The sequence below is a fragment of the Flavobacterium turcicum genome (assembly GCF_011365745.1).
In the GTDB taxonomy this organism is placed as follows: domain Bacteria; phylum Bacteroidota; class Bacteroidia; order Flavobacteriales; family Flavobacteriaceae; genus Flavobacterium; species Flavobacterium turcicum.
This window is the reverse complement of the sequence record NZ_JAAOBY010000006.1, coordinates 193,408-206,254: the sequence shown is the minus strand read 5'-3', so window position 1 is coordinate 206,254 and position 12,847 is coordinate 193,408. Positions and strand designations below refer to the sequence as shown.

Genomic DNA, 12,847 nt, shown 5'->3' with positions numbered 1-12,847 from the left:
TGCAAAACAACACGATGTGACGCATTTGTTTAATTTTTGTACATTAACAATTATTTACAAAATGTACCCTACATTCTAATTAAATCTACTTTATCTTTGTGAATGGTGGTTTAAACCACTTTTTATTGAACTTATTTTACAGCAATGACACCAGAAAACAAACGATTTTCTACACTTTTAAGCGAAAACCAGAACAACAATTGGGTACGAGCAATCGATTCGACAAAAATCATTAAATGGATAGATGATTTATTCAAAATATTATTTCCTGAAAAAGCTTTGGAAACGCTTCAGATAGAAGTACTTTTAAATCAAAACAAGGCCGATTTTATTAGTATTTTATCTGAAATCGTAAAAGACAAACCTACCAACACCATCTTAGATGATGCTGAGGCGTTTTACAACAGCTTGCCGGAACTTTATGCTAACATGCAGGCCGATGCTCAAGCGATTTTAGATACTGACCCTGCTGCTGATTGCATTCAAGAAATCATCAATTCGTACCCGGGATTTTTTGCAATTGAAGTATACCGAATTGCGAATGCTATTGCAAAAAGAACTCCTTGCTTACTGCCACGTATAATTACAGAATATGCACACAGCAAAACAGGAGTCGATATTCATCCAAATGCTACTATTGGCGTTCCATTCATGATTGATCATGGTACAGGAATCGTAATTGGTGAAACTACCGTTATAGGCAAGCACGTGAGCGTTTATCAAGGAGTAACACTTGGCGCCTTGCAAGTAGAAAAAAGCATGCAAGAAAAAAAACGACACCCAACAGTTGAAGATCATGTAATTATTTATGCCAATGCTACTATTTTAGGTGGTAGCACCATCATAGGAAATCATAGCATCATTGGCGGAAATACTTTTATAACAAAAAGCGTTAATCCATACTCGTTTGTAATGCAATCCAATAAAAACACTGTTTTAAATCAACAGGAAACCAAGGATATTAACTTTTTCACGATATAAAGAAATGACAAAATACAACAACATACTCGAAACTATTGGCAATACGCCACATGTAAAAATCAATCGCTTGTTTGGCGAAAAACACAATGTGTACATCAAATTAGAGCGCGCCAATCCTGGAGCAAGCATCAAAGATCGTATTGCATTGGCTATGATTGAAGATGCCGAAGTAAATGGGAAACTTAGTGCTGGAGGCGTAATCATTGAAGCTACTTCTGGAAATACCGGAATTGGACTTGCGATGGTAGCAGCCGTAAAAGGATACAAATTGATTTTGGTAATGCCTGAATCAATGTCGATTGAAAGACGCCGTTTAATGAGTTTGTACGGTGCTGAATTTGTACTTACACCTCGCGAAAAAGGTATGAAAGGCGCTATTGAAAAAGCACAAGAATTAGTCGCAGAATTACCAAATGCCTGGTCGCCGCTTCAATTTGAAAATCCTGCCAATATTGCCATTCACCAACAAACTACCGCTCAAGAAATCATTGCCGCTTTTCCGGACGGAATTGATTATTTGATTACTGGAGTAGGCACAGGCGGACATATTACAGGTTGTGCCGACATTTTAAAACAAAAATTCCCGAACTTAAAAGTATTTGCTGTAGAACCCGAAGCGTCTCCAGTAATAAGCGGCGGAGCTCCTGCCCCACACCCTATTCAAGGAATTGGCGCAGGTTTTATACCAGCAAACTTACATACCAATTTGCTCGATGGAAGTATTCAAGTTAGCAAAGACGAAGCTTTTACCTACGCACAACGCGCTGCAAAAGAAGAAGGCATGTTTATTGGGATATCTTCAGGCGCATCGCTTGCTGCAGTAGCACAAAAATTAAATGAAATTCCAGAAAATGCTACCGTCCTTACTTTTTGTTATGACACAGGAGAACATTATTTGAGCATCGAAGGATTATTTGTATAACTTTAATACCAGCCGACTTATGAGTTTAAGTCGGTTTTTTTTATAAAAAATAAAGTAACTTCTAGAATTAATTCATAAATTGCTTTCTAAATCAACTACTTAAATCTACTATGAAAAAAATTTTCTCGTTACTTGTTATTTTTTGTTTCACGCTTATTTCCTGTAATACTGATGATGATTTTAAATATCCTGAAAAACAAATAAAAGGAGCGTGGGTTTTAAAGCAAGTCGTGCAACAAAAAAAAAGTGCAACAGTTGTACTTGATCGCAGTAATACCGAATTTAATTTTGATGGCGCTACAGTTTCAATTAAAAAAGATACACCTCTACATTCCTCAGGAAACTACAATTACTCCTTATTGATCGAGAATTATTTTAATCCAGATTTACAGGAACCAAAAGGAAAAGTCCTTTCAATAAATGGTATTAGATATATGTTTGAAATCACAGCATCTGGTAACAACATTAATTTAACGAATTTTTCTGATGGCCGTATTTTCTATTATTTAGAGAGAAAAGCCAATTGACAGCAAAAAACTTTTTTTCCTTAACAGCAACTCAGTTTAAGGTAAGCTGGTCATTCGCAATATTATATTTTGTTTAATATTTTGTTAAATAAGTTAGACAAGAGAATTAAATAACTACATTTGAATATCTTAATTTAACAATCTAAAATATACCTTATGAAATTAGTAAAAACAATTAGTGCATTAATGGTAGTTGGAGCTTTAACTGCATCTTGCGGAGAAAAGAAAACAGCTGAAACAACAGAAACTATGGATTCAACTGCAGTAGCAGTAGATAGCACAGTAGTAACAGAAACACCAAATATTGTAGGAGTAGCATCTGAGAATGCAGACTTCTCTACTTTAGTAACCGCTGTTAAAGCAGCTGGATTAGTTGAAACTTTGAGTGGTGAAGGACCATTTACAGTATTTGCACCAAACAATGCAGCTTTTGATAAATTACCAGCTGGAACTGTAGATACTTTATTGAAGCCTGAAAGTTTAGAAAAATTAAAATCTGTATTAACGTACCATGTTGTAGCAGGAAAATTTGATGCGGCAGCAGTAAAAGATGCAATAACAAAAGGAAATGGAAAATATACTGTAACCACTGTACAAGGCGGAACTATCGTTCTAAGCTTAAAAGATGGTAAAGTAATTTTAACTGATGCAAACGGAGGTACTTCAACAGTAGTATTAGCTGACGTAGCTGCTTCAAATGGAGTGATTCACGCCATCGACAGCGTGGTTATGCCTAAATAATTCTCTCAATATACATTCTTAAGCCGCTGTAACTAAACAGCGGCTTTTTTTATTTTTAAGCTTGAACACAACTTGATTATAGTTTTTTAAATTATTCAATATTATCACATAGTTAGCTTGAACTAAGAAAGTCAAACTTAGATCCTAAAATGGTAGTTTTTCTATATCTTAGCATTTAAAAAATTAAAAAACAATACATTATGAAATTTAAATTATGTACAATTGTAGTTCTTTTTTGTATTTCATTTGCGTTTGCACAAAAAGAAAAAGATCAAGAACAAATAAAAAAACTATTAGAACGGGAGTCATCAACCTGGCGTTTGCAAGATGCAAAAGGTCATGCTGAATGTTGGTACATTCAACCTTACAGTCGAATTTTAGTATCAACAGCTGATGGAAAAACATATGACGTACCACCTTCGGCAATGACAGCTACAGATCCTCAAAAAATGGGTAACGGCGGTTCAGCAGTTAATAGTAATTACAAAATGAACATCCAAAAACAAACAGCTTGGGTTAGTCATGATGAAATTTCGATTGGGATTGATGGTAGAAAAACGTATTCCTATGAAATACGCTTACTCGAAAAAATCAAAAAAAAGTGGAAACTTGTTGGTCAATCGATTCATATTTACAAATTAGAGTAAATAAAAAGTGATAAGATTTGTAGAGGAATTTATGAGATAAATTCAAATTTTAATCTACATTCTCTCTATTAGATAAAAACTAAAATGCGATAACAGGATACTAACATCGAATGTAAAATAAGAAAAAGCGTTTTTATATACAATTTAGTCATTTTTTATTTACAAAATAATCCCCGTTAAATGTATTAGTTTACAAAAAATAAATTTATATTTGACTATTAATTATACGTTTCTACTGAATGAGCTACTTAAAAAAGGAACTATATGATTTAATCACTAATGACAATTCCATTTTTGATTTTATTCAAGAGTCTGCGCTAGATGGTCTGTGGTATTGGGATTTAGAAAATCCAGAAGAAGAATGGATGAATCCTAAATTTTGGACAACTTTAGGCTACAATCCAAATGATATGCCTCACAAATCTAATGCATGGCAAAATATAATTTTTCCCGATGACTTAGCCATTGCTGCCAATAATATTACTAAACATTTACAAGACCCGAACCATCCTTACGATCAGATTTGTAGATATCAGCATAAAAATGGCTCTACCAAATGGATAAAATGTACAGGAAAAGCCATTCGAGATAAAAATGGAAAGCCAATACGTATGTTAGGCGCTCATATTGATATTACCGACTTAAAATATCAAGAAGAACTTTTAGAAAAATGCAATGAAGCTGCTTTAATAGGATACTGGGAGGTAGATTTAATAGAACAAAAAATACATTGGAGCAAAATCACCAAAACAATTCATGAAACCGCACAGGATTACCAACCAGTATTGGAAACTGCCATAAACTTTTTTAAAGAAGGAGAACATCGCGAAGAAATTATTTCAAAATTTAACGATTGCGCCACGAATGGAGCGCCTTATGATGTTAGACTTCAAATTGTAACTGCAAAAAACAACATCAAATGGGTAAGATCAATAGGGCAAGCTACTTTTATTAATGGTCTATGTACTAAAGTTTACGGAACTTTTCAAGATATTACCGCTGAGAAAAAAGCAAAATTTGCCCTAATCAAAGAAAAAGAAAAACTACAAACAGTTCTTGAGGGTACCAATCTAGGTACTTGGGAATGGAATATAAGTACTGGGAGCCTCACTTTCAACAAACGTTGGGCTGAGATGATTGGCTATACAATTAAGGAATTAGAACCCATCAGTATCCAAACTTGGCAAAACTTGGTACACCCTGATGACTTAAAAACTTCAGAGGAAAAACTGAAGGATTGCTTTGCTAAAAAAATAGAATTTTACGATTTTGAATGTCGCATGCGCCACAAAAACGGCGAATGGATTTGGATACTTGACCACGGAAAAGTCATTAGTTGGACAGATGACGGACAGCCATTATTGATGTACGGAACCCATACTGACATCACTGAAAGCAAAAGAAAGTTTGAGTTAAACAAACAATTTATAATACAAAATCCAAATGCAATAGCCATGTTTGATAAAAACATGTGTTATCTTGCTTGTTCTGAAAAATGGCAATTAGATTACAACATTAAAAGTGTTTATTCTGAAGGAAAATCTATTTATGAATTATTCCCTGGATCTGAAGCAAAATGGAAAAAAATTCATGATGAATGTTTAACTGGTGTGGTAAAAAAGAGTGACGAGGAGAAATTTTTTCAACCTGACGGCTCAATACAATGGTTGCAATGGGAAATAAAACCTTGGTACATAGACCAATCAAAAGTTGGTGGTGTCATCGTGTATACCCTAGACATCACCCACAGAAAAAAAACAGAAGAGGCATTTAGAATTAGTGAAGAAGCATTTAGAGGGAATTTTGAAAATGCCGCTATCGGAATGGCATTACTAAATGAGTCTGGAAAATGGATCAAGGTAAATCAAAGTTTATGCAACATCATTGGTTATACCGAGCAGGAGCTCATGCAAATTTCATTTCAAGACATCACTCATCCTGAAGATCTTGACGCTGATTTAAAACAACTTAAGGAACTTGTTGCTGGAAATATCAATTTTTATCACATAGAAAAAAGATACATTTGTAAAAATGGTGAAATTGTGCATATCATTCTTGCTGCTTCATTAGTTCGAGATGACAATCAAAAACCTTTGTATTTTATATCACAAATTATTGATATCACACCTCAAAAAAAGGCCGAAGAGGAAATACAATCGTTATTACTGGTAACCAAAGATCAAAACGAGCGTCTTAAGAACTTTGCTCATATTGTATCTCATAATTTAAGATCACACTCCGGAAATATAGCCATGATGCTGGATTTATTACTTTACGAAAACAAATATTTGGCTGACAACGAAATTATACAATTACTTGATACTGCTTCTAAAAATCTAAAAGAGACGATTGCGCATTTGAACGAAATAGTTCTGATGAACACCTCGATTAATGATAATTTAGTTCCTATCAATCTTAAAAAATCAATTGACTCAAGCATTCAAAACTTACAAGCCTTAATTATAAGTGCTCATGTAGAAATACAAAATGAGGTTCAAGAAGATGTAAGTATTAAAGGAATTCAAGCCTACATAGATAGTATTTTGCTGAATTTTTTATCAAATGCAATCAAATACCGATCTACAATTTATCCTCCAACCATAAAATTATCTTTGCTAAATGAAGAAAATCAGCTGGTATTATGCATTGCCGATAATGGCGTTGGGATCGATTTAAAACAAAATGGAGATAAGTTATTTGGCATGTACAAAACTTTTCATGGCAACGAAGATGCGCGAGGAATTGGATTGTTTATAACTAAAAACCAAATTGAAGCCCTTGGCGGAAAAGTAGAAATAGAAAGCGAACTTAACAAAGGAACAACCTTTAAAATATATTTTAATTATGCCTAAGATAGATATTGCCTGTATTATAGATGATGATCCAATTTTTGTTTTTGGAACAAAACGAATCATGGAGATTGCTGACTTTTGCGAAAGTTTTATGATTTTTAGAAACGGAAAGGAAGCCTTTGACCACCTAGAAGCCATTATTTTAGCCGATAAAAAATTACCCGATCTCATCCTTTTAGATTTGAATATGCCAATTTGGGATGGTTGGAAATTTTTAGATGAATTCACAAAAATTCCTAGTGCGAATCCCATTACCATATACATCATGACTAGCTCTATAGATCCAGCAGATGTTGAAAAAGCAAAAAGTTATGATGCTGTAAGCAACTATCTAGTAAAACCAATTACTATGGAAGAGTTGCAAAAGCTTATTTTATAATATCGCGTTAGTTAAAATTTGTAGGTTTTCAGATCTCTTTTATTTAAAAAAGCTTTTTTCAAAGGATTACAAAAATGTCCATTGAAAAAAGCTTTTCTATTTTAAAAGTAAAATAAAGTTGATCAAATAGCTTGCAAAGCTTTTACAAATAGATCTATATCTTCTTTGGTATTATAATGACTCATCGAAACACGCAAACTTGGCTTTTTTAGATCCTCACCCGTAAGTAGTTCTGCCAACACATGCGAAGGCTTAATACTACCCGATTGACAAGCACTACCGCGCGAAACAGCAATACCTTTCATATCCAAATGAAATAAAATCATCGCCGTTTTACTTTCTGAAAAAGGTAGCAGGATATTTACAACCGTATGTAAACCTTCTGCTGGTCCATTTACTCTAACACCCGGAAACGAATCTTCAAGTGATTTCAGTAAATAGGATTTAAGCAATTTTATATGCTGTTCATCCTCGCTTAAACTCTCATAACTCAAGGTCAAGGCATGCGCCATACCAGCAATTTGATGCAAAGCCTCAGTACCTGCACGCAAGCCTTTTTCCTGTTCACCTCCAAAAAAAAGTGGTTGCAATCCCGAATTTTTGCGAATAAAAGCAAAGCCCACACCTTTTGGACCATGAAACTTATGGGCACTTGCAACTAAAAAATCAATAGGCAACTGACTCACATCAATCGGTAATTTCCCTACTGACTGTACTGCATCGGTATGAAACAAAGCAGAATGCTCTAGGCATATTACACCCACACGATATAAATCAAGTATGCTACCAATTTCATTATTTACATGCATTAAACTTACGAGGGTTTTGCGTTCCTGACTAAGTAATTCAACTAAATGAGTCAAATCTACACTCCCATCGGCTTGTAAATTCACGTAATCAACTTGAATTTTAAATTCATTTTGCAATGCCAAAACTGCATGTAAAACCGCATGATGCTCAATTTTACTGGTTATAATACGGGTTATTTTTAAATCACGCACCGCCGATCGAATAATCCAATTGTTTCCTTCGGTACCACCTGAAGTAAAAATAATCTCTTGCGCTGTTGCATTTAAGTTTTTTGCAATCGATTTTCGAGCTAATTCTAAGGTGTTTTTGGCAGATCTACCAGAACTATGCGTAGACGATGGATTACCATATTCTTGGGTCAAAACACGGGTCATTTCTTGAATTACTTCAGGTCTTAAGGCGCTGGTAGCAGCATTATCGAGATATACTTTATTCATGGTGATAGATACTAATTGGGTCAAATAAATAACATTGTTATACCAAACTGGATTTCTTTTTTACAAACAATAACTTTTCATTAAAAACTACAATCGAAACCAAAATTAGGAAATACGAAAATAGTTGTACGAAGCTTACTTGTTCTTTGTAATAAAAAATAGCTAGTAAAAAATTGATGATTGGATTAATATAAATCATGATTCCAACTGCCGAAGAACTTATTCCTTTAAGTGCATATAAATTTAAAAACAAGGGAATAACCGTAAAAAACACAACAATTAGTGCCATGCACCCGTAAAACAATGGTTCAGTAGGAACAGCTCCACTATAAGTAGGATAAAAGGGAGCCAAAATCAGCGCAGTAAAACTTAGTTGTAAAGTAAGTCCAAAAAACTTATCAATGGCAGTATTTTTTCGTTGACTAATAATATAAAACGCATAAGTAGCCGCTGTTAGAAGGCTATAAAAAATAGCACTAAAATGACCATAACCCAACAATAGGCAACTCACAAAACTGATAAAAACAGCAAACCATTGCCACTTACTTAGTTGCTCTTTGAGTAAAAAATAGGCGAATACAGTCGTCAATATAGGACAAATTAGATAGGCTAATGAAGCCGCATTAACACTAACATGATTCATTACAAAAATATAAATGAACCAATTGCTTGATAAAAAAACAGCTCCACCCAAGGTCATCACAATTGCATTGCGCCGCTCCGCCAAGGGCAACGAACGCAAATAATACCAATTTTGTACAACTACTTTTCTCCTAAAAAGTACGTTGATCAAAATCATTGTAGCTACACTAAAAAAAACGCGGTAAAACAATATATCGAGTGAGGGATAATCTTGCAAAGGTTTGAGAGCAAAACTAAAAAAACCCCAAATAAAGAAAGCCGAAAAGGCCGCCGCATAATAAGTATTTCGTCCCATGTAAGATATATAATAAGTGCAAAGATACTCATTTATGTTGGCTAAATCCGCAAGCGAACTCCTTTGTAACAGCAAACTATTGAGGTCAAATAAACATTCACTTAACACAATATCTTGTTAAAAATGGGAATTTTGAAACGGAATCGATTCGATACAGATTAAAAATTATATTTTTGTTACAAATAGACGAAAGAAATGAAAAAAATATTGAGCCTAGTAACGCTAGCCCTGCTGTTTAACAGCTGTGATGACGGAGATATAGTTATTGAAGACATTAGTTTTGAAGATGGTACACCTACCAAATGTACTACCAACAACATCATCTATAAAACAAAAGATAATGAGGCTTTGATTTTTGATGCCAGTGGTATTACGTTTCCTACTGAAGAAGGAAGTCAAGAAATCACGATCAACTCTTCTAATCGCGTGCTTTATCGTTTTTATAACGGACCAGTGACATCAGCAACGCTATGCGAAACCATACCTCCTGCGACACCTATTGTCATAAACGAGTGGATTGCCACAAAAGGAATAATAGTGATCAATACAAAAGCCAATAAGGAACCAAATACTACGGATAACAGCAATAGAATTACAGGATATAATCACAACATCAGCTTTAAAAACATCGAATTTACAAAGACTGATAGTGCTCCCCAAACGTATCCAACATTCTTTTTTGGAGACTACAAAACTACCGCAACACCTTTGCCATTTTCATTCACCAAAGTATTAAAGCAATGCCCAACATCCAAACAATTGTACGACAGAAATAGTGCTGAAGCGCTAATTTTGGACATCGACCCAAGCCTGATAAGCAATACACCGACACCTTTAAATACTCCAAGAACAGCATTAATTAGTACTACAACAAACAAACTTACTTACCGATTATTTGGCGGTTTATTAACTGACGACTACTTCTGCAACACTACTTATCCTACTACACCGGTAGTGAATGAAGAGTGGTTAGGCGTAACTGGAGTTGCCAATACTAGCGGAATAATTGAAGTGACAACAACCTCTTTTGGTAACGGATTTAAACATACGATTGTATTAAAAAAGGTCAAAATGAAGAAAGGAAATAATGATTTTTTACTGGGTGACAATTACATTTATGGCGAACTTTTAACCACAAATTAAGAGTGAAAATCGGTTAAAAAAACACTGCTTTTTTGAGCTAAAAAATCCTAAATTCTAGGAGGTATTTAATACCATAAAACTAGAATTTGGGATTTTTTTTTATGCTCTAAAAAAACAATAAAAAAGCTTTTACATCGCACTTTGCTTGATAAAAACTTCAGTTGCACCTAAGCCATATTTTTGATAATTGGCATCTCTAAAATCGATGTTATCATAGCGACCCAGCAAAAAATCCAACTCCGATTTTAAAATTCCTTCACCAACTCCGTGAATAAAAATGATTCTCGGAATTCTGTTTCTGATTGCAAATTCAATATGCCTCTTGGCCGTTTCTGTTTGCAAGGTCAAGATATCATAATTTGACATACCACGTTTGTTCGGGACCAACTTTTCGATGTGTAAATCGAATTCTGGAGCGGCAATTTCGTGCTTCGATTTCTTTTCTTTTACAAAACTTCTCGGTTTTGGAATTTCTTTTTCCTTCGCAATCTCACTTACATTAATTCTTTTAATATCATTAAGTAAATTATTGGAATCGTTTACTTTAATAACTTCATTGACAAAAAATGTCATCGTAAAACCATCCTCAGTTTCTATTGTAACTTGGTTATTTTGAACGCTCAACACGCGTCCGCTGATGGCATCATCTAATACCTCTACTCGATCGCCTTTAGTTATCATGCTCTTCTTTTTTATCTTGATTTTTACTTGGTGTTTTAGCGCTTAATCGCATCATGCCAAACATGAAAACTAGAATTGCAACCACCATTATGTACACGTTTTTTTCTTTGCTCACCTGTTCGTTGAAAGCTACTGCTATTGCAACCGCCATTATCAGAAGTACTATTTTTTTCATCTTTAAAATATCAGTTTCCAAAAGTACTGAATTTAAAATTGCCTCCTTTATTCTCAAAAAAGTTTCTCTTTTTTTTGTACTATTGTACCATATGAAACTCGAAGAAATACAAAAATTCATGTTACCTTGTTTAAGCAAAACACTCTTTGGAATTGAGTGTTTGGGTTGCGGTTTTCAGCGCAGTTTATTCTTGCTATTACAAGGAGAATTTCAAGCCTCTTTCAAAATGTATCCAGCCATTTTTACGAGCTTAATTTTCATTGCTTCGCTACTTCTAAATGCTGTTCATAAAAAAGGGAATTACTCAAAAATGATTTTTGTTTTAGCGGTCATTAACGTATCGATAATGATAGCTGGTTATTACTACAAACATTTTTAAAATTCATTTTTTCGAGAAAAACTTGCCGCGCAATTTATTCGCATACGCACAGATTCTTTTTGATTGTAAAGACCTTTTTTAACAAATTGAATTGAATTCGTGTTTCACTTTTTGCATAAGCGTACGGCTGTATAAAAATTGTTCAATACCTTTGCAAAAGATCGCAACGATCTAAATTTTAAAAATAAAAGCAAGTCAAAAAATCTTTCAAATAAAATAGACCAAATCATCTCTCAAAAGTTGAAGATGACTTTACAATTGCTATGAGTAAAATGAAAGATAAAAAGTGCATTACAAATTATATCCAATGAAAGCATACCCCTTACTTCAATTAATTGGCAACACGCCTTTAGTCGAATCAAGTCACTTAGTAAAAAATAAAAACGTCAAACTTTTATTAAAGTTAGAAGGAAATAATCCTGGCGGTAGTGTAAAAGACCGAGCTGCTTACAATATGATCAAAGCGGCACTAGATCGCGGTGACATCAAAAAAGGCGACAAGCTTATTGAAGCTACAAGTGGCAACACCGGAATTGCATTAGCTATGATAGCGCAACTTTTTAATATTGAAATTGAACTAGTACTGCCAGAAGACTCCACAATTGAGAGAACTCTTACGATGAGAGCTTATGGAGCGACGGTTACCTTAACTCCAGCCGAAACGGGAATCATTGGCTCAAGAGATTATGCAGACCAAAAAGTAGCAGAAGGCGGCTATGTTATGCTAAACCAATTTGCCAATGATGACAACTGGAAAGCACACTACAATACCACTGGACCAGAAGTTTGGCGCGATACCGAAGGAACCGTAACTCATTTTGTGGCGGCCATGGGAACAACGGGAACAATCATTGGAACCTCAACCTTCTTGAAAGAGCAAAATCCAGCTATTCAAATTGTGGGCGCGCAACCAAGCGATGGATCTCAAATTCCGGGTATTAGAAAATGGCCTCAAGAATACTTGCCGAAAATTTTCGATGCAAGTAAAGTTGATGTTACAATTGAAATTACAGAAGCAGAAGCGAGAGCTATGACCAAACGTTTGGCACGAGAAGAAGGCATATTTGCGGGTATGAGTAGTGGCGGCTCGGTAGCGGCTGCTTGTAAAATTGCCGAATCAATCGAATCTGGAGTGATTGTAGCCATTATTTGTGACCGCGGCGACAGATACCTATCATCTGACTTGTTTGATTAATAGTGACCATCTACAACAGTAATTTTTGCAAACCTTTATAT

At 34.6% G+C, this 12,847-nt stretch carries 14 protein-coding genes; 10 read left to right on the top strand and 4 right to left on the bottom strand.

Going from position 1 to position 12,847, the window contains the following annotated elements:
• Positions 1-144: 144 nt before the first annotated feature.
• The 7 genes from G9Q29_RS11695 (at position 145) to G9Q29_RS11665 (ending at position 7,049) form a co-directional block, all read left to right on the top strand.
• Positions 145-981, top strand: coding sequence for a serine O-acetyltransferase (locus tag G9Q29_RS11695; RefSeq protein WP_166137511.1), 837 nt, complete (start codon positions 145-147; stop codon positions 979-981).
• Between the two features lie 4 nt (positions 982-985).
• Entirely contained in the window at positions 986-1,903 is a 918-nt protein-coding gene (gene cysK / locus G9Q29_RS11690) for a cysteine synthase A (protein WP_166137508.1), read from the top strand.
• 110 nt (positions 1,904-2,013) lie between these two features.
• Positions 2,014-2,430 carry a hypothetical protein gene (locus tag G9Q29_RS11685; RefSeq protein WP_166137505.1) on the top strand — a complete coding sequence of 139 codons (417 nt, stop codon included), beginning with the start codon at positions 2,014-2,016 and terminating at the stop codon, positions 2,428-2,430.
• 156 nt (positions 2,431-2,586) lie between these two features.
• Positions 2,587-3,171, top strand: a complete 585-nt coding sequence (locus G9Q29_RS11680) for a fasciclin domain-containing protein (protein WP_166137502.1) — start codon at positions 2,587-2,589, stop codon at positions 3,169-3,171.
• A 200-nt stretch (positions 3,172-3,371) separates the two neighbouring features.
• The gene (locus tag G9Q29_RS11675) at positions 3,372-3,818 is read left to right on the top strand and encodes an endo-arabinase (protein ID WP_166137499.1); all 447 of its coding nucleotides are present in this window, start codon (positions 3,372-3,374) and stop codon (positions 3,816-3,818) included.
• A gap of 239 nt (positions 3,819-4,057) precedes the next feature.
• The gene (locus tag G9Q29_RS11670) at positions 4,058-6,670 is read left to right on the top strand and encodes a PAS domain-containing protein (protein WP_166137496.1); all 2,613 of its coding nucleotides are present in this window, start codon (positions 4,058-4,060) and stop codon (positions 6,668-6,670) included.
• Complete coding sequence (locus G9Q29_RS11665) at positions 6,663-7,049, top strand: response regulator (protein ID WP_166137493.1); 387 nt, start codon at positions 6,663-6,665, stop codon at positions 7,047-7,049. The genes G9Q29_RS11670 and G9Q29_RS11665 overlap by 8 nt, the downstream gene beginning before the upstream one ends.
• Before the next feature lie 122 nt (positions 7,050-7,171).
• On the opposite strand, the gene G9Q29_RS11660 is transcribed toward G9Q29_RS11665, so the two are convergent.
• Positions 7,172-8,296 carry a cysteine desulfurase family protein gene (locus G9Q29_RS11660; RefSeq protein ID WP_166137639.1) on the bottom strand — a complete coding sequence of 375 codons (1,125 nt, stop codon included), beginning with the start codon at positions 8,294-8,296 and terminating at the stop codon, positions 7,172-7,174.
• Between the two features lie 37 nt (positions 8,297-8,333).
• Entirely contained in the window at positions 8,334-9,233 is a 900-nt protein-coding gene (locus G9Q29_RS11655) for an EamA family transporter (RefSeq protein WP_166137490.1), read from the bottom strand.
• Between the two features lie 195 nt (positions 9,234-9,428).
• Here G9Q29_RS11655 and G9Q29_RS11650 point away from each other — a divergent pair, with 195 nt between their 5' ends.
• Complete coding sequence (locus G9Q29_RS11650) at positions 9,429-10,376, top strand: hypothetical protein (protein WP_166137487.1); 948 nt, start codon at positions 9,429-9,431, stop codon at positions 10,374-10,376.
• 129 nt (positions 10,377-10,505) lie between these two features.
• Here the strand turns inward: G9Q29_RS11650 and G9Q29_RS11645 are convergent, their stop codons facing one another.
• A complete protein-coding gene (locus tag G9Q29_RS11645; protein ID WP_166137484.1) occupies positions 10,506-11,057 on the bottom strand; it encodes a Smr/MutS family protein in 552 nt (183 codons plus the stop codon).
• The gene (locus G9Q29_RS11640; RefSeq protein ID WP_225872932.1) at positions 11,047-11,208 is read right to left on the bottom strand and encodes a hypothetical protein; all 162 of its coding nucleotides are present in this window, start codon (positions 11,206-11,208) and stop codon (positions 11,047-11,049) included. Before G9Q29_RS11640 ends, G9Q29_RS11645 begins: the two co-directional genes overlap by 11 nt.
• Positions 11,209-11,323: 115 nt before the next feature.
• Between G9Q29_RS11640 and G9Q29_RS11635 the strand changes: the two genes are divergently transcribed.
• Together G9Q29_RS11635 and cysM are read left to right on the top strand one after the other, a co-directional pair.
• Positions 11,324-11,611 (top strand): DUF2752 domain-containing protein, encoded by a 288-nt coding sequence (locus tag G9Q29_RS11635; RefSeq protein ID WP_166137478.1) that lies wholly within the window; start codon positions 11,324-11,326, stop codon positions 11,609-11,611.
• A gap of 307 nt (positions 11,612-11,918) precedes the next feature.
• Positions 11,919-12,806 (top strand): cysteine synthase CysM, encoded by an 888-nt coding sequence (gene cysM / locus G9Q29_RS11630; RefSeq protein ID WP_166137475.1) that lies wholly within the window; start codon positions 11,919-11,921, stop codon positions 12,804-12,806.
• Positions 12,807-12,847: the final 41 nt, after the last annotated feature.

Coding starts and splice junctions, on each gene's coding strand:
- G9Q29_RS11695 (WP_166137511.1), top strand. CDS start 145: ATGACACCAGAAAACAAACGATTTTCTACACTTTTAAGCGAAAACCAG.
- cysK (WP_166137508.1), top strand. CDS start 986: ATGACAAAATACAACAACATACTCGAAACTATTGGCAATACGCCACAT.
- G9Q29_RS11685 (WP_166137505.1), top strand. CDS start 2,014: ATGAAAAAAATTTTCTCGTTACTTGTTATTTTTTGTTTCACGCTTATT.
- G9Q29_RS11680 (WP_166137502.1), top strand. CDS start 2,587: ATGAAATTAGTAAAAACAATTAGTGCATTAATGGTAGTTGGAGCTTTA.
- G9Q29_RS11675 (WP_166137499.1), top strand. CDS start 3,372: ATGAAATTTAAATTATGTACAATTGTAGTTCTTTTTTGTATTTCATTT.
- G9Q29_RS11670 (WP_166137496.1), top strand. CDS start 4,058: ATGAGCTACTTAAAAAAGGAACTATATGATTTAATCACTAATGACAAT.
- G9Q29_RS11665 (WP_166137493.1), top strand. CDS start 6,663: ATGCCTAAGATAGATATTGCCTGTATTATAGATGATGATCCAATTTTT.
- G9Q29_RS11660 (WP_166137639.1), bottom strand. CDS start 8,296: ATGAATAAAGTATATCTCGATAATGCTGCTACCAGCGCCTTAAGACCT.
- G9Q29_RS11655 (WP_166137490.1), bottom strand. CDS start 9,233: ATGGGACGAAATACTTATTATGCGGCGGCCTTTTCGGCTTTCTTTATT.
- G9Q29_RS11650 (WP_166137487.1), top strand. CDS start 9,429: ATGAAAAAAATATTGAGCCTAGTAACGCTAGCCCTGCTGTTTAACAGC.
- G9Q29_RS11645 (WP_166137484.1), bottom strand. CDS start 11,057: ATGATAACTAAAGGCGATCGAGTAGAGGTATTAGATGATGCCATCAGC.
- G9Q29_RS11640 (WP_225872932.1), bottom strand. CDS start 11,208: ATGGCGGTTGCAATAGCAGTAGCTTTCAACGAACAGGTGAGCAAAGAA.
- G9Q29_RS11635 (WP_166137478.1), top strand. CDS start 11,324: ATGAAACTCGAAGAAATACAAAAATTCATGTTACCTTGTTTAAGCAAA.
- cysM (WP_166137475.1), top strand. CDS start 11,919: ATGAAAGCATACCCCTTACTTCAATTAATTGGCAACACGCCTTTAGTC.